Genomic DNA, 23306 nt, shown 5'->3' with positions numbered 1-23306 from the left:
GATGCTACAATTACAAAACATTTCAGTTGATTATGTAACACCTCACGTAGTAAAGATTTCGTTAAATCGTGCAAGACAAGCAAACTCATTATCTTTGGCATTATTAGATGAACTACAAACGATATTAACTCAAATAAGTGAAGATTCAAACGCACGTGTAGTTATTTTGACTGGTGCTGGTGAAAAAGCATTTTGTGCTGGTGCAGATTTAAAAGAGCGTGCCGGTATGAATGAAGAACAAGTTCGCCATGCTGTTAGTATGATTCGCACTACTATGGAGATGGTTGAACAATTACCACAGCCAGTTATTGCTGCTATAAATGGAATTGCACTTGGTGGTGGTACGGAATTAAGTTTAGCTTGTGATTTTAGAATTGCTGCTGAATCTGCAAGTCTTGGTCTTACTGAAACGACACTTGCAATTATACCAGGAGCAGGTGGTACACAGCGCTTACCGAGATTAATTGGTGTTGGTAGAGCGAAAGAATTAATTTATACAGGTAGACGTATTTCAGCGCAAGAAGCAAAAGAATACGGTTTAGTAGAATTTGTTGTACCAGCTAATTTACTTGAAGAGAAAGCGATTGAAATAGCAGAGAAAATTGCTAATAATGGACCTATTGCTGTTCGATTAGCAAAAGAGGCAATTTCAAATGGTATTCAAGTTGATTTACATACCGGATTACAAATGGAAAAACAAGCGTATGAAGGTGTAATCCATACGAAAGATCGAATAGAAGGATTACAGGCATTCAAAGAAAAACGCAAACCGATGTATAAGGGGGAGTAAATATGTTAGACCAAAAACAACAATCTAATTCATTTGAAGAACGAGTTGAAACAATTAAACAAGGCGGGGCACCGAAATATCATGAGCAAAATAAAGCAAAAGGAAAATTATTCGTTCGAGATCGTTTAGCGCTTCTATTTGATAATGGCGAATATGTAGAAGATGCATTATTTGCTAACTGTGAACAAACAGGCTTACCTGCGGATGGCGTTGTAACGGCAACGGGTAAAATACATGGTCGTACTGCGTGTGTAATGGCCAATGATTCTACTGTAAAAGCTGGATCATGGGGATCACGCACAGTTGAAAAGATTTTACGTATTCAAGAAACAGCTGAAAAACTACGTGTTCCGTTATTTTATTTAGTTGACTCTGCTGGAGCGCGTATTACAGATCAAGTAGAAATGTTCCCAGGGCGCCGCGGTGCAGGAAGAATCTTCTATAATCAAGTGAAGTTATCAGGTAAAGTTCCTCAAGTATGCTTGTTATTTGGACCTTCTGCAGCTGGTGGTGCGTATATTCCAGCCTTTTGTGACGTTGTAATGATGGTAGAAGGAAATGCATCTATGTATTTAGGATCTCCTCGTATGGCTGAGATGGTTATCGGTGAGAAGGTAACTTTAGAAGAGATGGGCGGAGCTCGTATGCATTGCTCTGTATCAGGATGCGGAGATGTTTTATGTAAGACAGAAGAAGATGCGATTAAACAAGCAAGACAATACATTTCATATTTTCCAAATAACTACTTAGAAAAGACTCCATTGGTTACACCTCAAGAACCGAAACAATTCGATAAAACGTTAGAACAAATCATTCCAGAAAATCAAAATGCTCCTTTCAATATGAAAGATCTCATTAATAGAGTTATTGATGAAGGTTCATTCTATGAAGTAAAAAAATTATTTGCTCAAGAGCTAATTACAGGCTTAGCACGTATTGATGGTAAGCCAGTTGGTATTATTGCAAATCAGCCGCGTATGAAGGGCGGCGTATTATTCCATGATTCAGCTGATAAAGCTGCTAAGTTTATTAATTTATGCGACGCATATCATATTCCATTATTATTCCTTGCGGATGTACCAGGATTTATGATCGGTACAAAAGTAGAGCGTGCTGGTATTATTCGCCACGGTGCAAAAATGATTTCTGCAATGAGTGAAGCGACTGTACCGAAGATTTCTATCGTTGTTCGTAAAGCATATGGCGCTGGTTTATATGCGATGGCAGGTCCAGCATTTGAACCAGATTGCTGTCTGGCATTACCGACAGCTTCTATTGCGGTAATGGGTCCAGAAGCTGCGGTTAATGCTGTATATGCAAATAAAATTGCAGCTTTACCAGAAGAAGAGCGTGCTAGCTTCATTGCTGAAAAACGTGAAGAGTATAAGAAAGATATTGATATATACCACTTAGCATCAGAGATGGTGATTGATGGTATTGTTCATCCAAACAATTTACGTGAAGAGTTAAAAGGACGTTTCGAAATGTATATGAGTAAATATCAAGTATTCACAGATCGTAAACATCCTGTATATCCAGTTTAAAAGCCCTATTTAGGGCTTTCTTGCTCAAAAAGTTAAGGAGGGGAAAACATTGAAACAAGCAGTTTGGTTTCCAACAGAAGAGTACAAGGAAAAAACACGTTTATATGGTTGGATGAAATCATTGGGATATGAAGACTATGAAATTTTTTATAATAAATCTATTGAGGAAACAGCTTGGTTTTGGGGAGAGGCAGAAAAAGCAGTAGGCTATCAATGGATGAAACCTTATACAGAAGTGTTAGATTTAGAAAATGGTACACCGTTTGCACAGTGGTATAATGGCGGAACATGTAACGTTGTAGAATCAGCTTTATCCCGCTGGCTTGCGGATGAAGAGACGAGAATACAGCCAGCACTTCAGTACGAAGGGGAAAATGGAACTTCAAAATCATTTACATATGAAGAGCTTGACAACTGGGTAAGCCGTGTTGCAAATGGTTTGAAACACGCGGGTATTGAGAAAGGTGACCGTGTAACAATTTATATGCCGATGATTCCAGAAACAGTTGTTGCGATGCTAGCTGTAATGAAAATCGGAGCAATTATTTCACCAATATTCTCAGGCTTTGCGTCTGATGCAGTTATGACACGTGTGCAAGCGGCAGGTTCAAAAATGATTATTACCGCAGATGGATTTTCACGTCGCGGTAAAATTGTTTCTTTAAAAGATGAAGTAGATAAAGCTTGTGAACATTGCCCAACTGTTGAAAAAGTTGTTATCGTTCGTCATGCAGGAAATGATTTTACACCACATAACTATGACTTTTCGTGGAGTACGCTAGAAAAAGAAAAACCATTCATACATGCAGAGGAAATGCAAAGTGATGATCCATTGATGCTCATTTATACATCAGGAACGACTGGTAAGCCGAAAGGAACAGTACACACGCATGCAGGATTTCCTTTGAAAGCAGCTTTTGATGCAGGATTTGGAATGAATATTAAACAAGGTGATCGTGTATTATGGGTAACTGATATGGGCTGGATGATGGGGCCGTTTCTATTATTCGGTTCACTCATTAATGGAGCAACGATGGTTATGTACGAAGGTGTTCCAGACTTCCCAGAAGCAGACCGGTTATGGGAGACAGTTGATAAATATGAGATTACTCATCTAGGTATTTCGCCAACGTTAATCCGAGCATTAATGGCAAAAGGTGATGAGTATGTCAATAAACATTCTTTAAAGAGTTTGGAAGTATTCGCATCAACAGGAGAACCTTGGAATCCTGATCCATGGATGTGGCTGTTTGAAACAGTTGGAAAAGGAAATGTTCCAATCTGTAACTACTCAGGTGGAACTGAAATCTCTGGTGGGATTTTCGGTAATGTTCTTATTAAGCCAATCGCACCGATTAGTTTTAACGCATCTTTACCAGGAATGGCAGCTGTCGTACTGGATGATCAAGGTAAACCAATTCGAGATGAAGTCGGAGAATTATGCTTAGAGAAACCTTGGGTAGGTATGACGAAAAGCTTCTGGGAAGATGATGAACGTTACGTGAACACATATTGGTCACGTTTTGAAAATAAATGGGTCCACGGTGACTGGGTCATTTACGATGGTGAACAATATATCATCACAGGGCGTTCAGACGATACGTTAAATATTGCAGGTAAACGTATTGGACCTGCTGAATATGAATCTATTCTTGTGAAACATAACGATGTAATTGAAGCTGCTGCAATTGGTGTACCTGACGAAGTAAAAGGTGAAGTTTGTCATTGTTTTGTAGTATTAAGAGATCATGTAACATTCACAGGAGAATTAAAGAAAGAATTAATGAGTTTAGTAAACTCTCATATTGGAAAAGCGTTGTGTCCTAAAGACATCCACGTTGTAGAAGATTTACCGAAAACACGTAATTCTAAAGTAATGCGCCGTGTTATTAAAGCAGCTTACTTAGGAAAAGAATTAGGTGATTTGTCTTCACTTGTAAATCCTGAAGTAGTTCCGTTTATTCAGGGGTTACAGTCTAGTAAATTATAAAGTTAGAAAGGATCTCTGTATAAATAGAGATCCTTTTTTATGTTTATAAAAAGAAAAGAAGTGAATTTGATGAAGAAGAAAAATTCTACTATTAGTGTTAAGTATGTCTGTTTTATAGTTTTTATTAAAATACGATACTGTGGCATGTTTATTCATTGGAGTAATTAAATTTTGTTAAGGATGAAATTCAATAAAAGCGTTATTTTAATAGGCTGTTACGAAATTTAATTTGAAAGGCACATCCAAATGATAAAAAAAGAGCGCTATAAAATCAGTGCTCTTTTTATTAGAAATTGCTTAGTTCTTAAAAATAAAATCATTACGGACAATTCACAATGGTAATAATGACGCTAGCCATTGTTCCAGGAGAATCAAGAAGTGAAGCAGTAACGGTTACTGTTCCAGGCCCATTAGCGGCTAGAAATACAGCGGTAAAGTTACCTGAGGCATTGGTAATGACAGCAAGAGGAACCATGAAAGCAAGAGATGGGTTACTAAACGAAAAACTGACCACTACCCCTGGAGTAGGAATACCGTTTACTAATACTTGACCCGAAAAAAATAAAGTATTATTTCCTTGAGTGGATACACATGCTGTAGTTTCGTTAGAAGTCAAGGTAATAGATGCAGGTCCAGCAGGAAGATTAAATCCAGTTGGTCCAGTTGGTCCAGTTGGTCCAGTTGATCCAGTTGGTCCAGTTGGTCCAGTTGATCCGGTTGGTCCAGTTGATCCAGTTGATCCAGTTGATCCAGTTGATCCGGTTGGTCCAGTTGGTCCGGTTGATCCGGTTGGTCCAGTCGGTCCAGTTGATCCGGTTAATCCAGTAGCTCCTGTAGAACCGGTGGGACCGGTAGGGAATTGAAAAGGTTGAACAGTTGGAAGTGTAGGTCCAATAGAACCGGGATTAAGTGCAGCAAAAGATAAAAACTCGTCCATTATTTATCACCTCTAAAAATCGTATTACTAATAGTAAATGTAATGATAGAGCAAAGTGAAACGGACAAGCGGTTTTATTTTAACAAATTAAACAAAGTAGTTATATGATAGAAAGAGAGATTAGTATGATTCCTTTAGAAATTAAATATAAAAAGGCGATTATCTTCAAATCGCCTTTTAGGTAATGCCGTGTAATTTTATTCAGTTATTTGAAATATAGTTTCATTCGGTTTGGAAAATCCATACAGTTTCCTTGCGAATTTTAAAATTTCTTCTTCACTACTTGTTAAAGCCTTGACATCCTTGTTAAGGGAATGACCATCCTTCTTTACAGAAGATAATTTTTGTTGTTCCGTATTAAGTGTGATTTGTTTTTCTTTAATCATTTCTTGTTGGTTATTCAGAGAATATTGAAGGACAAAAATTATAGGTAATATAAAAGCCAAAGTAGTTATAATACGGCGTCTTGTTTTTTTTATACTACCTTGTTGGGTATTAGGATTCACTTGCTGTGAGGGTATATTAGGATTTGATTGGTGTGATGATACTTTTGGGATGTTTCCCATTAAAATGCCTCCATTACTGATTGTCGAATTTAAACCGTTTAATAGTATTATAAATGTTCAATAAGGATTTTAGAAGATATTTTAATATAGGTGAGTTTTGTAAAGTTTAAACAAAATCTTTATTTAAATAAAAGAAACTCCGCTTGTCTCTGGGGTTTCTGAAGGCAATGAAAGTACTCGACTAATTAAAGATTCCATGAATTTTTTGCTGAAAATACTGGTGAATTCGTCTGAAGTAATGAGGGCATCTAAAGCTTTATACGTACGTGAAGTAATTAAAAATCGATTTATAAGAGTTAGCTTGTTTTTTCTTAATAGCCCACCTAATCAGTAAATACATATGTCTGTTGAAATCTTTACGTGTTCATTGATAAAAAGCTGATTATATTCATTCAGCTTTTTGTATAATACATTCTAGTATTTATCGGTTCCAAAAGACATATTCTTTCCTTTAAGTTGGCATCGAAAATATTACCAATTTTTCCTTTTACAATGGCAACAAATAAAGAAACATTTACAACGACACTTATTTCGTTTAGAACTCCAATCGTCATCACAATGACACTTTTCTTTAGATTTCCACCAATCATCATTACAATGCTTTTTCTGAGAACTCCAATTATCATCACAATGATGTTTTTCTTTAGATTTCCACCAATCATCACAACAATGCTTTTTCTGAGAACTCCAGCAATCATTTTTCCAGGACATTTATTTCTACCTCCTTTCAATAGTGTTCATATTATTCTATGTTTTAATAAAAAAATTGCTTGTTTATTAACCTACTATTTTATCTTTATATGATAGAGTGTCTTCTACTCGATATAGAATTCATACAAACTATGCTAATTTTTAAGAGAAAGTGGAGAGAACTACTACTAGTTATGGTATTTTTCAATAAACACTTGTTGAAGAAAATGTTCTGATTACAAATAATATCTTATTTTCGAGTACGCTTTTTAAATGTATATTTCACAATGAAAAATGGGAAATCCACAAATAAAGTCTATGTATATGTGAGTTAATGGGAAAATCTAGTGTGTTTTTAAGGGGCGTCTTATTTAAAAGAAAAAAGGTTTGTTTTAGAAAGTGGTGTCTAAACATTAAATGGAGTAGGACTAAATTCACGGCCGCTCATTAAAAAGCTTTTAATTAGGAGAAGTCTGTTTTTATAATGAATAATGAAAAGAAAGTTTGGTACAATTGTTTGTTTTTTTCTTTTTATGTGTTTGCCTCGTACCCTTTTAAGCTAGTGGACATACTTTACTAATAGAAAGGATTAGGGGGTGAGGTATTGGGTTCTCGATTTAATAATTGTAAAAAGAAGTGTACATGTAAACAAGATGATTGTTGGGAAGTATTCGAAGAGTGTAAAAAAGAACAGCATGAGAAATGTGATAATTCTTGTGTACAAGGAATTAGAGATGAACTTAAGAAATTAATTAATCGAACAGTTCAAATTAATACAGAGGGACGTACTTATGTAGGTACTGTTTCGTCTGTAAGTTGTGATGTAGTTAGGCTTGCGGCTATTCCTGGATCGGTTGGAGTAATTATTTCCATTTGCAAAATTGAAGCAATTTTCCCACCGGTTACAACGGTTACTGCTGACTTTGATTTTAATGGTATTGATGTAGCAAACAAAGCATAATTATGCTGCTTTTTTGTAAAGCCATTCACATGAATGGCTTTATTTTAATTTTATATAAAAGGAGAATATATTCTTTATATAGAAATAAGTTTGAGGTTATAAAGCATGATGTACGAAAGGAGCAAGGAAGTGATTAAACTAGAAAGCTTTAAGAAATCTGATTTTAAACAATTAATAAATTGGATTAATTCCGAAGAATTTCTAATACAATGGTCAGGAAATGCATTCACATTTCCTTTAGACGAACAGCAATTAGAGAAGTATATAGAAAGTGCAAATACACTCGCTTTCAAAGTGGTAGATGAAGAGACTTCAGACGTTATTGGACATATTTCGCTTGGGCAAATAGATAATATTAATAAGTCCGCTAGAATTGGAAAAGTATTAGTTGGTAATACGAAGATGAGAGGACGTTCTATAGGAAAACATATGATGAAAGCAGTACTTCATATTGCTTTTGACGAATTAAAACTACATAGAGTAACTCTTGGTGTGTATGATTTTAATACATCGGCCATTTCATGTTACGAAAAAATAGGGTTTGTAAAAGAAGGCTTATTAAGAGAGTCAAAAAGAGTAGGAGAAACGTATTGGAATTTATGGGAAATGAGTATGTTAGAATATGAATGGAAGAAGTAGCAACGATAGTAATTTATAATTATATTATGTTAACAAAGGGGTTTGGTGGGTATAGTGGATAATAAAACAAAAATAATTTCAATTGCAGCTGTTTCGGGGGGAGGTAAAACTACAATTACAGAAAGATTAAAGCATAAGTTTAAAAACTCAAAAGCTCTATATTTTGATAGTTACACATTTGATAAATCTCCTGCTGATATTTGTAAATGGATTGATGATGGGGCGAATTACGACGAGTGGGTATTAACACCATTAATTCATGATATTGAGCAACTTATACAAAATAATACCTTAGACTATATTATTGTAGATTATCCTTTTGCATACTTAAATAGTGAGATGCGAAAATTCATTGATGTAACTATATTTATTGATACGCCTTTAGATATTGCGATGGCTAGAAGGATTTTGCGAGATTTTAAGGAGGGTACAATAGATGAAATACATAATGATTTGGAACATTACATGACATATGCGAGAAAAGCTTATTTAGAGGCAATTCATACTGTTAAGCCGAATTCAGATATCATATTGGATGGTTCTTTATCTGTAAGTGAAATAATTAATCACGCTGTAGAGGAACTTGGCCGAAGAGAAGTGATTGTCAATGGTTAAATGTATAACAGATGCTGTTAGGTGGATAATTGAAGTAAGGGAGAGATAAATGTGTACACTTTATTTCAATATAATTGGCAAGTAAGAGATGATTGGTTTAAGTGGTGTGAACAACTTTCAGAGGAAGATTTACTTTGCAAACTGGTGGTATTTTAGAAACATTATTTCATATTGTAGATGTAGAGTATAGTTGGATTAGTGCTCTTCAAGGATAAGAAGATAGAGAACAGCAATTTAAAGATTATCAATCGATTCAAAAAGTGAAAGCGTTATTTAATTTATATAAACGAGAACTTGAAGTTTTTTTGCAGTCATAATTATCTAGCCTAGAATGCTAGCACACTTAAAATAAGCCGTATAAAAAGTTAATCATTGTGTGCTTTGATTATATAATGTCGGCGAAATAAATAGTGTGAAGGACAGCTATCTTAACAAGTGTTTCATGTAACGTTCATATACTTTAATTTTTTATAATTAATTAAATTTGAATTTTGTTTGTTGTTAAGAAAAGGTGAGAAGAAAATAAAAAAAGAGGGCTAATGCCCTCTTTTTCTTTTAATTTGGTAATTAATCACAGATTGGTATCCCAAGCACTCTTAGAGCTAATGCTACTTGAAGGGAAATCTCTAATCTAGCAATTTCAATACCAGCTACTGAAAGAACTAAAAAAGGTTGTCCGTTTACAAATACAACGCAACTATCCATAGTTAAACCTCCTTTCTAGTAATTTACTATAGTATATGAGTAGAACTTTAAAATGTAATAGTTCAATTGTTGGATTTAATAGAATTAATAGATTAACCCATTTAAACTAAACAAACGAACACAACGAAAGGAAACAGAGATGGATGTATGCCTCAAAAAACATAGGTTTTAAGACATGTAATGGGATATGAAATTCATCATATTGGTCAGCTGTCTGTATGGGCGAGGAAGTTAAACTTGCAACCAGTTTCAGCAAATTTGAAGAGGATGATAGAATTAAAAACCGACTTGCATCTTAAGCGCAAGTCGGTTTTATATATATAAGAAGATTTCTTAATTGAAATCCTCGGATTTTTTCTGACGTATATGTAAAAACATTAAGGTGGTAATGATTAAAAAAATCATTATAGTTTGTATAATTAAATTTTTAAACTGAAGCAATATTGTCCAAGATGTAAGGGCGTCTTTAAAAGCTTGGAGTGCAGAGTACGAGGAAGGATCAAAACCATACTGTAGCAACTTTTTTGTTTCAATAAATGAAATGTTTTCTTCATCTGCATCTAATATTACTGAAATTAGTCTAGTATCTCCAAGTTTTGCTGTACTGACAAAACTATAATTACCGTTAGTTGAAAAACTAGTTTGTAAGCCATCAACACCTTGAAGTTTAATGTTTTCATTAAGGGAATATATCATTTTATTCGTATTGAAAACCTGGGAATCTTTGAAGGTAAATTGGTAAGAGGTTAGTTTCGTAATATTCAATACATCTGGAAAATCTTTTACTAATTTTGCTGCTAGTTTAGCTGCGTCTATCGCTGTTGTAGTTGATTGTTTATCTGTATCATTATTAATTCCAGTAGAGTTTAGAAATGGAGATGGTTGTAATAACTTTAGTTCTTTTGCTTTTTTATTCATTAATACTGTAAAGTTATCTTCATTTCCAGCAATGTGTTCTGCTAGAGCGAGTGCAGAACGATTATTCCCTGCCAGTAGCAATGCATGAAGTAAATCACGAACCGTTGTTTTATCATTCGATGTTACTTGTATAGGGCTTGTTTCTACTCGGAAAACTTCGTTACTTATTTGTACTAAGTCATCTAACTGTATCTTTCTATCATTTAGTTGCTCCAATACGATATATTCTGTCATTAATTTAGATAAAGCAGCTGATTGTACTGGAGTTTCTTCATTTTTTTTATAAACAATTTCACCTGAATTAGCATTTATTAAAATAGCTGATTTAGCTTGAATAATCGGACCATTTACATAAAGGTAAAAATATAAAACGATAAGTGCAGTAATGAAAAAAGATAATAATAAAATAGCGAATTTTTTTAAGAATTGCATAAGCGATCCTCCTATTATGACATCAATACTAGTATTGTAAAAAGGAATGCTTAATTAGGAAGAAAGAAAAGGTAAAGAATTTCTAAAGAATTATAAAGGATTATTAAATTTTGGGCATTACTGGAAAAGTTCAATTTCTTATATGATAAGAAATTGAACTTTTTATTTATAATATTAACATTTGTATGGGAGTAGTTTTACAGTGAATGTTGTTTTTTCATCATCACTATATACTTCAATTGTTCCTTTATGCAATTCGACTATACTTTTTGCAATAGCTAATCCAAGTCCAGATCCACCAGTGTTTGTAGAGCGAGATTTCTCAACGCGATAAAAACGTTCAAAAATATGAGGTAAATCCGTACTAGGAATAGGTTGTCCGTAATTTGTTATATCAATTGTAATCATATTATTGCTTTCATAAGCAGTAAGGTCAATATAGCGACCTTCGCTTCCATAAGCGATAGCGTTTATAATAAGATTTTCAAACACACGCACTAATTTTTCACCATCAGCTAATACCATGAGCTTTTGAGATGGGAAAGAAGGTCGACATTCTATATTTGTTTCTTGAAATTGTATACGGAATTGAACAGTTAATTGTCCAAGTAACTCTACTATGTCAATAGGAACAGAATACAAGCTTAACTCTTTATTTTGAACACGTGTATATTCGAACAAGTCATTCATTAATGCATTAAGACGAGTTACTTTATCGTAAATGACTTGAATATAGTATCGCAATTCTACTTCATCTCTATAATTATCATGATGGATTAAATTTACGTATCCAACTATAGAAGTAAGGGGAGTGCGTAAGTCATGTGATACATTTGTAATAAGTTCACTTTTTGCTTGTTCCGCTTGTCTTTCTTCATCAATGGAGACTTTTAATTGTTCAACAATTTCATTGACCCCGATTGCTAATTCTTCTAGATAATTATGATTTACAATAGAAACTTTATGATTGAAGTTTCCATTTGCAATATAACGAATTTCTTCTATCATTTTTTTAATACAAGTTTCATAGTAAAGTTTTTTCTCGTGACGATAAAAAATGTAAAGATAGGATGAAAAAATAGAAAATAAAAACAAATAAGATACAATCATCATCCATAACGATTCTTTAATCCCTTTATACTTTTCATAACCAAAAATTCGAATGAATTCTTTACCGAGTTCAGTTAGAGTAAGTGAACTCTCAATTACACTCGTAACGAGGCGATAAATAATTAATTCAGTAATAGGCGTGAGTGTGATAGCTAATAAGAGCCAAAAAATAAGTTTCCATTTAGGGATATCTTTTAATATATCAAATGCTTCATTTCTCAATTTTATAGCCAACTCCCCAAACAGTGTGAATAAATTTTTCTCCATTTATTACTGTTTCAAGTTTATCCCGTAAGTTGCTAATATGGACCATTACAGTCTTATTTGAACCGTAACCATCTTCATTCCAAACGCGTTCAAAAATTTCTTCTGAACTAAATACTCTTCCTGTATTACTTGCAAGCAAATATAAAATATCGAATTCAATAGAGGTTAGTTTAATATACTCTCCATTTACTTTAACAGTATGATTATGTTTGTGTATTTCAACAGAGCGAATACGAATAATACCATCTTCATTCTTTTGCGAAGTAGCGTTTTGGAAAGATGATCTTCGTAATAAAGCTTTCACTCTTGCTACTAATTCTAATGGATTGAATGGCTTGATCATATAATCATCGGCACCTGTCATAAGACCTAATATTTTATCCATATCTTCTGCTTTTGCACTAAGCATTAGAATTGGTACAGTATTATTTTCACGCACTTCCTGACAAACTTCTAAACCGTTTCGCTTTGGCATCATAATATCCAAAATCATAAGGTCAACTTCATATGTAGAAACCTTTTGCAATGCTTCATCGCCATCATAAGCTTTATAAATGTTATAGCCTTCATTTCGCAAATAAACAGCAAGTAATTCAACAATTTCTTTATCATCATCAATAATTAATATGTTTTTATTCATTGTGTAGTTCCTTTCCTTACAAATCATCAACATTACTATAATATCAAACATTTATGTACTTGTAGCGATGATTCTGTATAAAATTTCATGTAACGTATTAAAAAGGAGTAAAAAGATTAATATCGAATATAAAATAACAAAGATATTTAGATTCTACATTATAATGAAAGGTAGTTATAAGGGGGATTTTCTATGTTATGTAATGATATATATTCATTTACTCCAACTGGAAAAATAGAAAATGATATTAAAGCTTTTCTACTAAAATATAATAAAGAGTTTACATATAAACATTCAATTCGTGTGGCAAATGAGGCAAAAAAGATTGCAGAAAAGTTTCACGTAGATAAAGAAAAAGCAGCAATTGCAGGATATTTACATGATATTAGTGGCATTTTTCCGAACGAGGAGCGGATTGCAGTTGCTGAAGAATTTGGTGTAGAAATAGTGGAAGCAGAAAGAAAGTTTCCTATGATCATTCATCAAAAACTATCGAGAGTAATCGCAAAAGAAATATTTAAAGTAGAAGATGAAGAGATTTTAAATGCAATTTGTTGCCACACAACGTTGCGTAAACATGCAACGAAGATGGATTTAGTATTATTTGTTGCAGATAAAATAGAATGGAATCAAAAAGGGACACCACCATATTTAATAGAAATAAAAAAAGGATTGGAAAAATCTTTGGAAAAAGCAGCTTTTGTATATATTTCATATTTGTGGGAAAGGAAAGATACATTGAAAGTTATACATCCGTGGCTAGAAGAAGCATACTGGGATTTAAAAGGAATTATACAGTAGAAAGGACAAGGAAATGCAATTAAAAGAATATATGAATCAAACATTTCCAGGAGTTACATTAGTACCCTACTTATATTCTTAGTGGGAAAATCATTTGCATTTTGATTTTGGAAAAGATAAATATCAAATTGTAGAAGGAACCGACAATTTAAATACGGAATACTTTTCTCAACTATATACATATAATAAATTCTTATTTGAAGACATATTTTCAAAAGAAGATGTAGTGTTTGTAGTGACAAATGTTTATAGATTTAAAAAGGAAAATATAAAAACTCCACAGAAAATAAATGTATACAATAAATATATTAAGAAAAGAGATTTAAGATTTCATATAAGATAAGAAACGTTACCGTTTTTATTTGAAGATGAAGAAGCAGATTTATATTGTACATATCATTTTTCTTTAAAATGCCTTGCGGAACATATTAAATATGAATCGCTTATACAAGTTGCTAATCATGAGGATTTCTTTGATTTATATCCTCGATTTGGACGAAAAAAAGAAATTTCTTATCCAAATGTATTTCTCATAAATGCAACGAAAGATATTGTCATGTTTATGTATGATGATAGAGGATGTGAAGTAATTGCGAAGAATAAAGAAATAATACGAGATTTATATAAGAAATATAAAGAATGGATTCTAGATTATGAATGAGAAAGTATAGATAACTCATTTAAATGACAATAGGGGAAGTGAAGCGTGTAATGAAACGTATTGCAATTGTCTCTGCATGGGAACCAGAACTGACGTATTTGCATCAACATTATCCAAGTGAACGTGTTGAAAAAAGAGCAGCTTGGGAATTTCATTTTCATACTATTAATGAGCTGGAAATTATATCAGTTGTTACTGGTGTCGGTAAAGTAAGCTGCGCTAGTTGTGTACAATTGTTAATTAGTGAGTTTCAGCCAGATGAGTTGTTTATGACAGGAATATGCGGAAGTTTATCAAACAAGGTGAAAAACGGTCATATTGTAGTCGCACTAAACGCAATACAACATGATGTTACTGCTGCTGGTTCAGGAGAAGATGTTTTTAATTTATATAACGGTAGAACAGCACCTATTGAAACAACAAAATCACTTGTAAGAAGAATAAAAAAAATACGATCGTATGATCCGATACATTTCGGTACATTTTTATCAGGAGATCAACGTATTCGTAGTTCAGAAATGAGATATTTACTCCATACCGTATATGGAGCATTGGCAGTTGATCAAGAAGTAGCAGCTTTCGCCTATGTATGCCAAATAAATAAAAAACCATTTCTCTGTTTAAAAGCTGCTTCAGATCAAGCAAATGATAAAACGAAAGAAGAACAAAAAATCTTTAAAATGCTAGCATGTGAAAGAGCATGTGAGCATTTAATTGCTTTTTTACGTGTTTATGAGGTTAATGTAGTAAATAATAGATAGTTTGTTATAAAACAAATCAATAGTGAGTTATATGTAGGGAAATGTCCGCTCATTTCAAATTAAGAGCTGAAATTTATAATAGATGGAATATATTATATGGGTACACGTTGAGTTTAATATAAGCAGTTGGAGGGCAATTTTATATGATTCAATATAAAAGGTGTAGTGAAGTAAATATTGATTTAGTATATGAAGCTTTTAAAGATGGATTTTCAGATTACATTATTAAGATGGAGGTTTCAAAAGAGGATTTTATACAACGTTTTTTGGGACCAGAAGGTAATTTGCTAGAACATTCTTTTCTTGCTTTAGAAGAAGGCAAATCTGTTGGCGTAATACTAGGTGGCATAAAGGATTATGAAAGTATAAAGACTATGCGCTGCGGAACATTAGCGGTTCATCCTAATTACCGCGGTATTGGTGTGAGTCAAAAATTATTTGAACTGCATAAAGAAGAGGCGATTCAACATGGATGTAAGCAACTTTTTCTCGAAGTCATTGTAGGAAACGACCGAGCGATTCATTTTTATAATAAGTTGGGCTATGAAAAAGTGTACGATCTTTCTTATTATAATTTAAATGATTTGACTAAAATAAAGAATAAAGTTTGTAAGGATATTGAAGTAAAACAATTAGAATTTCCAACTTTTAAAGATGAAATTCAGAAATGGTTAAACTTCCATATAAATTGGCAAAATGATATTGATTATATCAAAAAAACAAATAATGTATTTTATGGTGCATATGTTGATAATGACTTAAAAGGCTCTCTATGCGTAACTGAACAAGGTAAAATTAGTTTTATTTTCGTAGACAAAGGTTATAGAAATATTGGTGTTGGGATGAAATTATTACAAGTAGCAAGAGAAGAATTAAATTTATCAAGTTTATCAATTGGGTTTCCTAACAATAATTTATTAGAGGGTTTTTTTAAGAAATGTGGATTTGAAAAGAATTCTTTAGCGCAATATGAAATGTATTTATTACTCTAAGAGCGGAAAGATTTATTCTTTTCGTTTTTTATTTTGCTGTTATGTTGGTAAATGCTCCGCAACTATAATTTATAATGAGAGGGATTTTGTTTATCCTTAAGTTATTTTTTAAATTGTCAATTTTATGCTAATAATTTTCTTTGTATAATATTCTAATTTTATGTAGAATAGATACGATGGGAGGGGATGAAATGAATAATGGATTAAAGTTTAAGATTTTTGAATTGCATTGTCTCGTTCAAAAGACTTATTCTGATATTAAAATAGCATGTGATATTGCTATTTATCAAGAAAACACTTCTAAATATTTAATTTCATTAGGATTTTTAAATAAATCATATATGACTTATATAGAAGCAAAAAGATTCTATCGCGAAAATGAAGAGCTTGTAAGTGTAGAATTTGATAATTTTTTTGATATGTATGATAAATTAGAAAATGAATTAAAACAAGTTATTTCAACTGAAGATAAAAATCCTTCATCGCTACATAACAGATTTGATCAGTTTCAGCAGAAAGTTGAAAATATAAATGACCTAATAAAAGTATTGCAAAATGCTCGTTAATGAATGCTTTTTTCTTTTTTTTATAGAAATTATGTATTAAAAACATTTTAGGGATATTATATATTGAAGAGGTGGCTTTTGTAGATTACAAAAGTCATCTTTTTATGTTAGGAATAGATTGTATACATTTTAGCAGTTTCATATAAATAATAGAAATTTATACGAGGTAAATACCATGGGAAATAAAAAAGAAATAGCTATAGTTGCATTAACAACAGGATTTGTTTTAACAAGTGTAACACCATATGGAGTAGGTCATGCAGAGGAACCTGGTCAAATGCAAGTTGAAATTCAAGAGGATTCGTTCCGTACAGGTGATCTTACACAACCATCAAAAAAGGCGCCAGAGAATGTAGTGAAAGATGCACTTAAGGAAAATACGGAGCATGCTTTGTCTCCAAAACAAGTTAGTGCAGAAACAGGAGTAGATTACAAGGTTCTTCAAAAACGTGGTTCTTATGATGGAACTACACTTGTGCGCATGCAACAAATATATGAAGGAAAAGAAGTGTATGGCCACCAGTTAACTGCTCACGTAGATAAAAAAGGTATTATTAAAAGCATTTCAGGAGCTAGCGCACAAAATTTAACACAAGAAGATTTAAAGAAACCTATTAATTTATCAAAAGAAGAAGCGAAACAATATATTTATAAAAAGTACGGAAACGACATTAAATTTATTTCTGAACCAGAAGTTAAGGCGGTTATTTTTGTTGATGAAAATCATGGGCAGGCTAGCAATGCATATCAAGTTACATTTGCTGCTACAACACCAAATTATGTATCTGGAACTTATTTAGTGAATGCTCATAATGGCGATATATTAAAAGATATGGTACAAGAATCAAGTTTGAAAATAAGTGAAGAGTATGTTGAATCCGTTAAGGAAAATAAAACTAGCAATTTCACATCATTAACTGGAACAGGAAAAGATGATTTAGGCGTAACTCGTACATTTGGTATTTCTAAACAGACCAGTGGGAATTATGCGCTTGCTGATTACACAAGAGGGCAAGGAATTGAGACATATGATGTAAATTATAGAGATATTACAAATGAAGAAAGTTATTATCCTGGCATACTAGCAACTAGCGCTTCAACAACATTTAATGATCCAAAGGCGGTAAGCGCTCATTTCTTAGCAACAAAGGTATATGATTTTTATAAAGAAAAATATAATCGTAATAGTTTTGATAATAAAGGAAAAAAAGTAGTTTCAGTTGTACATGCATGGGATTCTGGAGGAACAAATGATCCTGAAAATTGGGAGAATGCATTTAGTACTAATATTAATAACATCAGTATGCTTTTATATGGAGATCCTATGGTAAAAGCGTTCGATATAGCCGGTCATGAATTTACACACGCAGTTACATCAAGTGAATCTAACCTTGAATTCTCAGGAGAATCTGGGGCAATTAACGAGGCATTATCGGATATTATGGGAACGGCTATAGAGAAATACATAAATAATGGGGAATTTAACTGGACAATAGGAGAGCAAACTGGATCGACTTTTCGTAATATGAAAAATCCAACTGCAATTAATTTTTCAGAAGGACTACCGTATCCCGATGATTATAGTAAATATAATGATTTAAATGGAGAGGATTATGGAGGCGTTCATTTTAACTCAAGTATTATTAATAAAGTTGCGTATTTAATTGCACAAGGTGGTACTCATAACGGTGTAAATGTAAATGGTATTGGTGAAGATAAAATGTTTGATATTTTCTATTATGCAAATACTGATGAATTAAACATGACTTCTAATTTCTCTGAATTGAAATTGGCATGCCTTAAAGTGGCAACTAATAAATATGGAACGAGCTCAATTGAAGTTCAAGCAGTCCAAAATGCTTTTGATGCTGCAAAAATTACCGGAACAGTGAAAGAAAACGAAAAAACAGCAGAAAACCAAGCTCCAGAGTTAACTGTGCCGTTTACGATTACACTACGTGTAGGTGATACGTTTGATCCAATGAGAAATGTAAAAGCTGTTGATAAAGAAGATGGTGATTTAACAAATAAAGTAAAGCATAAAGGCGATGTAGATACTTCAAAACCAGGTACATACATTGTGGAATACTTGGTCGTTGATTCCCAAGGGAGAACTACAACGGCTACACAGACTGTAATTGTAGAGGGAAATGGAGAAATATTAGATTTAGAACCTAAATTAACAGTGCCTGTTGGAGCGACAATTCATGTAGGAGATTCATTCGATCCAATGATAAAAGTAAAAGCTATTGATAAAGAAGACGGCGATCTTACTTCTAAAGTAAAAATTGCTGGTGGAGTAGATACATCTAAAGTCGGTACTTACGTATTAACGTACACGGTTACAGATTCTAAAGGTCATGAAGTAACGGCGAAACAAGCTGTAACGGTTAAAGTTAGAGAAGAAGTTACAAATGAAAAACCAATACTAAAAGTACCTGCATCAACTTCAATTACTGAGGGTGATCAATTTGATCCGTTGATAGGAGTATCAGCTACTGACAAAGAAGACGGTGACCTTACTTCTAAAGTAGCGTATGAAGGAACTATAGATACAAATAAAGCCGGTATTTATGAAATAATATATAGTGTAAGAGATTCCGTGGGTAATGAGGTAAATACGATACAAAAAGTATTAGTGAAAGATAAAGAAACTAGCAAACCTAATGGTCTTGCTAATAAGACAAATAACAATAATATCTCAAATAACAGTAATACCGATAAAAAAGAATATACATATAAGGAGCTGCCAAAGACGGGTGTAAGTACAACTAACAGTGCAGCAATCGGCATATTGATGATTATTGCAGGTACAGTACTCACTTTGATTCGCAAATTTAGAAAGATACAAAAATAATAGTAGGGATCATTCGTTTGAAGAAAAGAGTTCAGTATTCAAAAGAAATAAAGTAGAAAGTAAATAAAACGAAATATGGATTTTTTACTTATTAAGATTTTAATAGTTAAGCGGTACATTTGGCTTTTATAAAAATTTGCAGTTGGATACTATTCTGTCTACAGAACTATATTACATATAAAACACGTTACTATTCTCATTAAAATAAAAGAATAGTAACGTGTTTTTTAATTTGAAAATAGTATAAATCCTATAGCTCATGAATATAGGAGTACTTCTAATTTGCCATTGATAAGTTACTGAAAACACTTTGTTTTAATGGAAGTGTCACTCTAAATGACAACATGAGATTTTCGGTATTTACCAGGTGTTTCATTGGTGAATTTTTTAAAAATTTTAGTGAAATAACTTTGATCGCTAAAATTAAGCGAAGCGCATATATCTGATAAGGGATAGGTGGTGAAAGTTAATAATTTCTTTGCTTCTTCGACTCGTTCACGTTGAATGTACTCAATTAATGAAATACCGACTTCTTTTTTAAATAATATAGATAAATAATCTGAATTCACATTTGCAAATTTAGCAAGTTGTTTAACAGATATTGGATTGTAAATATTTTTAAAAATGTAGTTTTTACAAATAGCAATAGTCTGTGAATGTTGCTGTGTTTTTTGTGCCTTTACACGGTCTGCAAAGGTACAAAAAGCATTTTTTAATAAATCCCAAACAGATTCTTTGTCTTTTAAATCTTCTGTTCTTTGAATATGTAAATCATAAATTTTGTAAGCAATCCCAGATGGAAGTCCCCCTTTTATCGCATATCTAGTAGCGAGCGTGATGGATGAAATACAAATGTTTTTATGACGTCTTAATTGATGGAATGAAGATAAAGATGAAAGAGTCTCTTGTTGGAATTCGTAATAATATTTGAGGACGGTTTCTTTATCCCCGTCTTCTATAGAACTAAGTAGTTGCTGCTCTATATATAAATTATGATAAATGGATTCGTCTTTTTGCATTGAAATATATACATCTTCGTTTAAGATGCTGCTATGACTTATATGAAGTGAGTCACTGTTCTTTGAAAAGGTGCTTACATCTGAATTTTTTTTATAGAGAATGTTATAGAACAATATCGCTATATTTACAAAGAAATTTTGATCTTTGACTGACAATGAAAAATAATGGTCTCTTGTTCTTTTATAATTTGGAATAAAATTAAGGTTACTATCCGCTTTACTTGTAGAAAAATTTACATGTGTCAAGGGCCCAATAATAACAGTACCGTTCACCATATAATCGCTCTTTATGTGAATTAAAATAAAGTGCCCTAGATATTCGTGAGTTCTGAAGATGGGGGAATTATATGTATCATTTCTCTGAAAAAGCATATGTAACTGTTCTATTTTTGATGTATATAACGAATGTGAATCATTTTTGGATTTAAATTCTAAAAGAATATTTTTGTTACAATCTAAAAAACAAACTGGAATTTCGAAAGATTGAAAAAACATATTGCAAATGTACTCTATCTCAACTAGACTGAGTTTTTTAGTCATATTCTTCCTCCTTACAGTTATGCGTAATAGTTAAATAAACATATATTCCTTTTTCATAAGTAGATACGGAAAACCTTTATCAATAAAAAATATAAATAAAAGTTATAAACTTCTAAGAATAATACCATAATTTAACATGAATAGCACATATTATTTGAATATACAGGTAATAGTTTTGGACAGTAACGTAAAATATGAATCGTCACACTTATTTGTTGGTTATTACTTATATGTATTAAAAAATGATTAAGATTGGATTTTAAATAGGGATAGGAAGTGAGATATGAATAGATTGACAGTAAGTGACTAGTCGAAATTAGCAGTGAAAGCTATTATGTAACAAATGTAATGATTCTTGAAATAGGGATATACGTGTAATTTAGGGGAGAAAATTACATATATCATGTGGAGAGACAACGTAATAATAGAAGATAAGAAAAGTGAATAAGTGATTGTAAACAATGGATTGTTGGACGACTATGTTTTATGTTATTCGTTTAAATCTGATACTTGGCACACTATTGCTTTTAAGAAGGTAATAGTAATAAAGAAATTTTTAAAATGATAGAAGTAGTAAAGGGGATAAGAGAAATGAAAAAAATATTTAGTGTGCTTTTAGTGTTATTCTTAACATTTTCTACATGGTCTAGTGTATTAGTAAAGGCAGATTCACCATCTAAAGGTACTTTAACGATTCATAAGTATGAACAAGAAAAAGATGGAGCGCAGGGACTAGAAGGTGACGGTTCTGCAAATCAAGAGGTGCCAAAAGATGTGAAACCATTAAAAGGTGTAACGTTTGAAGTGAAAAGGGTTGCTTCTTTTGAAAAAATTTCAAACGATGGGAAAATCGTAAAAGAAGACGTGAAACCTGTAATGGGAGACACTCCAAATCAAGTAGTAACAGATGATAACGGACAAGCTGTATTAAAAGATCTTCCGCTAGGACGTTATGAGGTGAAAGAAGTGGCAGGACCTCCACATGTTAATCTAAATCCCAATACGTATACAGTGGATATCCCATTAACGAATAAAGAGGGTAAGGTGCTAAACTATGATGTTCACATGTATCCCAAAAATGAGATTAAACGTGGTGCAGTGGATTTAATAAAAACTGGTGTAAATGAAAAAGCATTAGCAGGTGCAGTATTCTCTTTATTTAAAAAAGATGGTACAGAAGTGAAAAAAGAGTTAGTAACAGATGCTAATGGTCATATTCGCGTGCAAGGATTGGAGTATGGTGAATACTATTTCCAAGAAACAAAAGCTCCGAAAGGCTACGTAATAGATCCAACTAAACGTGAGTTTTTTGTTAAGAACTCCGGAACAATTAATGAAGATGGAACTATTACTTCTGGTACAGTAGTTAAAATAGAAGTGAAAAACAATGAAGAACCAACAATTGATAAAAAAATTAACGGAAAATTGGAAGCGTTACCAATAAACCCTTTAACTAATTATAATTATGATATTAAAACATTAATTCCAGAAGACATTAAGGAATACAAAAAATATGTGGTAACAGATACTTTGGATAATCGTTTAGTGATTCAAGGAAAGCCAATCGTGAAAATTGATGGAGCAGAAGTAAATGCAAACGTTGTTGAGGTAGCTATAGAAGGTCAAAAAGTAACAGCTACAGTAAAAGATTTCACAAAATTAGATGGTAAAAAAGAATTTCATTTGCAAATTAAATCCCAAGTAAAAGAAGGAGTACCATCTGGTTCGGAAATTTTAAATACAGCAAAAATACATTTTACAAATAAAAATGATGTAATTGGAGAAAAGGAATCTAAACCTGTAGTTGTTATTCCGACAACTGGAATAATTGAGTTAACAAAAATTGATAGTGCTAATAAGAATAAATTAAAAGGTGCAGAGTTTGTACTTAAAGATAATAATGGAAAAATAGTTGTCGTAGCAGGAAAAGAAGTAACAGGTGTATCAGATGAAAATGGTGTTATTAAATGGTCTAACATTCCATATGGAGACTATCAAATTTTTGAAACGAAAGCACCAACATATACAAAAGAAGATGGTACAAAAGCATCTTATCAATTATTAAAAGACCCCATTGATGTAAAGATTAGTGAAAATAATCAAACGGTTAAATTGACGATTGAAAATAATAAAAGTGGATGGATTCTTCCGGTAACGGGTGGCATAGGAACGACTCTTTTTACTGTAATAGGCCTTACGTTAATGCTTACAGCGGCATTTGTTTTCTTTAGAAAAAAGTTTGCTAGAAATTAAGATTTTAGGAACATGTAACTATGGGAAAAGGGGAGAAGCAAAATGCTTCCCT

The 23306-nt window shown here is 32.5% G+C and carries 22 protein-coding genes and 3 pseudogenes; 17 read left to right on the top strand and 8 right to left on the bottom strand.

What is annotated here, in order from left to right; genetic code table 11:
• Position 1 precedes the first annotated feature (1 nt).
• From ES895_RS13725 to ES895_RS29740, 5 genes are all read left to right on the top strand, one after another.
• The gene (locus ES895_RS13725) at positions 2-790 is read left to right on the top strand and encodes an enoyl-CoA hydratase (RefSeq protein ID WP_135238415.1); all 789 of its coding nucleotides are present in this window, start codon (positions 2-4) and stop codon (positions 788-790) included.
• Between the two features lie 2 nt (positions 791-792).
• Positions 793-2334 (top strand): acyl-CoA carboxylase subunit beta, encoded by a 1542-nt coding sequence (locus tag ES895_RS13720; RefSeq protein WP_000886742.1) that lies wholly within the window; start codon positions 793-795, stop codon positions 2332-2334.
• A gap of 49 nt (positions 2335-2383) precedes the next feature.
• Positions 2384-4324 carry an AMP-binding protein gene (locus ES895_RS13715; RefSeq protein WP_000806459.1) on the top strand — a complete coding sequence of 647 codons (1941 nt, stop codon included), beginning with the start codon at positions 2384-2386 and terminating at the stop codon, positions 4322-4324.
• 335 nt (positions 4325-4659) lie between these two features.
• Positions 4660-4875: a hypothetical protein gene (locus ES895_RS29745; RefSeq protein ID WP_000236250.1), complete on the top strand. Its 216-nt coding sequence runs from the start codon at positions 4660-4662 to the stop codon at positions 4873-4875.
• Between the two features lie 30 nt (positions 4876-4905).
• Complete coding sequence (locus ES895_RS29740) at positions 4906-5187, top strand: hypothetical protein (RefSeq protein WP_240690230.1); 282 nt, start codon at positions 4906-4908, stop codon at positions 5185-5187.
• 17 nt (positions 5188-5204) lie between these two features.
• Here the strand turns inward: ES895_RS29740 and ES895_RS29735 are convergent.
• The 3 genes and pseudogenes from ES895_RS29735 to ES895_RS13700 all read right to left on the bottom strand — a co-directional run.
• Positions 5205-5261, bottom strand: a pseudogene (locus tag ES895_RS29735) (exosporium leader peptide-containing protein); the annotation flags it as partial.
• 197 nt (positions 5262-5458) lie between these two features.
• Positions 5459-5827, bottom strand: a complete 369-nt coding sequence (locus ES895_RS13705; RefSeq protein WP_000526886.1) for an FtsB family cell division protein — start codon at positions 5825-5827, stop codon at positions 5459-5461.
• Positions 5828-6219: 392 nt separating this feature from the next.
• Positions 6220-6558 (bottom strand): hypothetical protein, encoded by a 339-nt coding sequence (locus ES895_RS13700; protein ID WP_061655399.1) that lies wholly within the window; start codon positions 6556-6558, stop codon positions 6220-6222.
• Positions 6559-7121: 563 nt separating this feature from the next.
• On the opposite strand from ES895_RS13700, the gene ES895_RS13695 reads away from it, so the two are divergent.
• The 4 genes and pseudogenes from ES895_RS13695 to ES895_RS29595 form a co-directional block, all read left to right on the top strand.
• Complete coding sequence (locus ES895_RS13695; RefSeq protein WP_000535577.1) at positions 7122-7478, top strand: hypothetical protein; 357 nt, start codon at positions 7122-7124, stop codon at positions 7476-7478.
• A gap of 105 nt (positions 7479-7583) precedes the next feature.
• A complete protein-coding gene (locus tag ES895_RS13690) occupies positions 7584-8117 on the top strand; it encodes a GNAT family N-acetyltransferase (protein ID WP_000990082.1) in 534 nt (177 codons plus the stop codon).
• Between the two features lie 45 nt (positions 8118-8162).
• Positions 8163-8732 (top strand): nucleoside/nucleotide kinase family protein, encoded by a 570-nt coding sequence (locus tag ES895_RS13685; RefSeq protein ID WP_000513265.1) that lies wholly within the window; start codon positions 8163-8165, stop codon positions 8730-8732.
• Positions 8733-8783: 51 nt separating this feature from the next.
• Positions 8784-9043, top strand: a pseudogene (locus ES895_RS29595) (DinB family protein); the annotation flags it as partial.
• A gap of 256 nt (positions 9044-9299) precedes the next feature.
• On the opposite strand, the gene ES895_RS13675 reads toward ES895_RS29595, so the two are convergent.
• Positions 9300-9437: a DUF3956 domain-containing protein gene (locus tag ES895_RS13675; protein ID WP_000376554.1), complete on the bottom strand. Its 138-nt coding sequence runs from the start codon at positions 9435-9437 to the stop codon at positions 9300-9302.
• Between the two features lie 180 nt (positions 9438-9617).
• Here ES895_RS13675 and ES895_RS13670 point away from each other — a divergent pair, with 180 nt between their 5' ends.
• On the top strand, positions 9618-9761 hold the full coding sequence (locus ES895_RS13670) for a hypothetical protein (RefSeq protein ID WP_002061417.1): 144 nt from the start codon (positions 9618-9620) through the stop codon (positions 9759-9761).
• Between the two features lie 9 nt (positions 9762-9770).
• On the opposite strand, the gene ES895_RS13665 is transcribed toward ES895_RS13670, so the two are convergent.
• The 3 genes from ES895_RS13665 to ES895_RS13655 all read right to left on the bottom strand — a co-directional run bounded on the left by ES895_RS13665 (position 9771) and on the right by ES895_RS13655 (position 12804).
• Positions 9771-10787: a D-alanyl-D-alanine carboxypeptidase family protein gene (locus tag ES895_RS13665; protein ID WP_001160052.1), complete on the bottom strand. Its 1017-nt coding sequence runs from the start codon at positions 10785-10787 to the stop codon at positions 9771-9773.
• Between the two features lie 174 nt (positions 10788-10961).
• Entirely contained in the window at positions 10962-12119 is a 1158-nt protein-coding gene (locus tag ES895_RS13660) for a sensor histidine kinase (RefSeq protein WP_001243311.1), read from the bottom strand.
• Positions 12109-12804: a response regulator transcription factor gene (locus ES895_RS13655; protein WP_001038807.1), complete on the bottom strand. Its 696-nt coding sequence runs from the start codon at positions 12802-12804 to the stop codon at positions 12109-12111. The genes ES895_RS13660 and ES895_RS13655 overlap by 11 nt, the downstream gene beginning before the upstream one ends.
• Positions 12805-12996: 192 nt before the next feature.
• On the opposite strand from ES895_RS13655, the gene yqeK reads away from it, so the two are divergent.
• The 6 genes and pseudogenes from yqeK to ES895_RS13625 all read left to right on the top strand — a co-directional run bounded on the left by yqeK (position 12997) and on the right by ES895_RS13625 (position 19442).
• Positions 12997-13605 carry a bis(5'-nucleosyl)-tetraphosphatase (symmetrical) YqeK gene (gene yqeK / locus ES895_RS13650; protein ID WP_135238413.1) on the top strand — a complete coding sequence of 203 codons (609 nt, stop codon included), beginning with the start codon at positions 12997-12999 and terminating at the stop codon, positions 13603-13605.
• 13 nt (positions 13606-13618) lie between these two features.
• Positions 13619-14266 (top strand): annotated as a pseudogene (locus ES895_RS13645) (DUF3885 domain-containing protein).
• 23 nt (positions 14267-14289) lie between these two features.
• Positions 14290-15027 carry a 5'-methylthioadenosine/S-adenosylhomocysteine nucleosidase gene (gene mtnN, locus ES895_RS13640; protein WP_001987381.1) on the top strand — a complete coding sequence of 246 codons (738 nt, stop codon included), beginning with the start codon at positions 14290-14292 and terminating at the stop codon, positions 15025-15027.
• A gap of 143 nt (positions 15028-15170) precedes the next feature.
• On the top strand, positions 15171-16019 hold the full coding sequence (locus tag ES895_RS13635) for a GNAT family N-acetyltransferase (RefSeq protein WP_000617062.1): 849 nt from the start codon (positions 15171-15173) through the stop codon (positions 16017-16019).
• 191 nt (positions 16020-16210) lie between these two features.
• A complete protein-coding gene (locus ES895_RS13630; RefSeq protein ID WP_001059023.1) occupies positions 16211-16585 on the top strand; it encodes a hypothetical protein in 375 nt (124 codons plus the stop codon).
• 175 nt (positions 16586-16760) lie between these two features.
• Positions 16761-19442, top strand: a complete 2682-nt coding sequence (locus tag ES895_RS13625) for a M4 family metallopeptidase (RefSeq protein ID WP_135238412.1) — start codon at positions 16761-16763, stop codon at positions 19440-19442.
• A gap of 332 nt (positions 19443-19774) precedes the next feature.
• Here the strand turns inward: ES895_RS13625 and ES895_RS13620 are convergent, their stop codons facing one another.
• The gene (locus ES895_RS13620) at positions 19775-21001 is read right to left on the bottom strand and encodes an AraC family transcriptional regulator (RefSeq protein WP_000162831.1); all 1227 of its coding nucleotides are present in this window, start codon (positions 20999-21001) and stop codon (positions 19775-19777) included.
• Between the two features lie 591 nt (positions 21002-21592).
• Here ES895_RS13620 and ES895_RS13615 point away from each other — a divergent pair.
• On the top strand, positions 21593-23254 hold the full coding sequence (locus tag ES895_RS13615) for a SpaA isopeptide-forming pilin-related protein (protein WP_095209574.1): 1662 nt from the start codon (positions 21593-21595) through the stop codon (positions 23252-23254).
• Positions 23255-23306 lie beyond the last annotated feature (52 nt).

The sequence above is a fragment of the Bacillus sp. 007/AIA-02/001 genome (assembly GCF_004634455.1).
GTDB lineage: Bacteria > Bacillota > Bacilli > Bacillales > Bacillaceae_G > Bacillus_A > Bacillus_A cereus.
The sequence above is the reverse complement of the archived record's forward strand: the minus strand, read 5'-3'. Positions and strand labels throughout refer to the sequence as shown.

What these genes read in the sequence shown, in the direction of transcription:
- ES895_RS13690 (WP_000990082.1), top strand. Translation starts at nt 7,584, where the DNA reads ATGATGTACGAAAGGAGCAAGGAAGTGATTAAACTAGAAAGCTTTAAG.
- yqeK (WP_135238413.1), top strand. Translation starts at nt 12,997, where the DNA reads ATGTTATGTAATGATATATATTCATTTACTCCAACTGGAAAAATAGAA.
- ES895_RS13725 (WP_135238415.1), top strand. Translation starts at nt 2, where the DNA reads ATGCTACAATTACAAAACATTTCAGTTGATTATGTAACACCTCACGTA.
- ES895_RS13620 (WP_000162831.1), bottom strand. Translation starts at nt 21,001, where the DNA reads ATGACTAAAAAACTCAGTCTAGTTGAGATAGAGTACATTTGCAATATG.
- ES895_RS13625 (WP_135238412.1), top strand. Translation starts at nt 16,761, where the DNA reads ATGGGAAATAAAAAAGAAATAGCTATAGTTGCATTAACAACAGGATTT.
- ES895_RS13635 (WP_000617062.1), top strand. Translation starts at nt 15,171, where the DNA reads ATGATTCAATATAAAAGGTGTAGTGAAGTAAATATTGATTTAGTATAT.
- ES895_RS13630 (WP_001059023.1), top strand. Translation starts at nt 16,211, where the DNA reads ATGAATAATGGATTAAAGTTTAAGATTTTTGAATTGCATTGTCTCGTT.
- mtnN (WP_001987381.1), top strand. Translation starts at nt 14,290, where the DNA reads ATGACAATAGGGGAAGTGAAGCGTGTAATGAAACGTATTGCAATTGTC.
- ES895_RS29745 (WP_000236250.1), top strand. Translation starts at nt 4,660, where the DNA reads ATGGTAATAATGACGCTAGCCATTGTTCCAGGAGAATCAAGAAGTGAA.
- ES895_RS13705 (WP_000526886.1), bottom strand. Translation starts at nt 5,827, where the DNA reads ATGGGAAACATCCCAAAAGTATCATCACACCAATCAAATCCTAATATA.
- ES895_RS13670 (WP_002061417.1), top strand. Translation starts at nt 9,618, where the DNA reads ATGGGATATGAAATTCATCATATTGGTCAGCTGTCTGTATGGGCGAGG.
- ES895_RS13615 (WP_095209574.1), top strand. Translation starts at nt 21,593, where the DNA reads ATGAAAAAAATATTTAGTGTGCTTTTAGTGTTATTCTTAACATTTTCT.
- ES895_RS13720 (WP_000886742.1), top strand. Translation starts at nt 793, where the DNA reads ATGTTAGACCAAAAACAACAATCTAATTCATTTGAAGAACGAGTTGAA.
- ES895_RS13675 (WP_000376554.1), bottom strand. Translation starts at nt 9,437, where the DNA reads ATGGATAGTTGCGTTGTATTTGTAAACGGACAACCTTTTTTAGTTCTT.
- ES895_RS13665 (WP_001160052.1), bottom strand. Translation starts at nt 10,787, where the DNA reads ATGCAATTCTTAAAAAAATTCGCTATTTTATTATTATCTTTTTTCATT.
- ES895_RS13655 (WP_001038807.1), bottom strand. Translation starts at nt 12,804, where the DNA reads ATGAATAAAAACATATTAATTATTGATGATGATAAAGAAATTGTTGAA.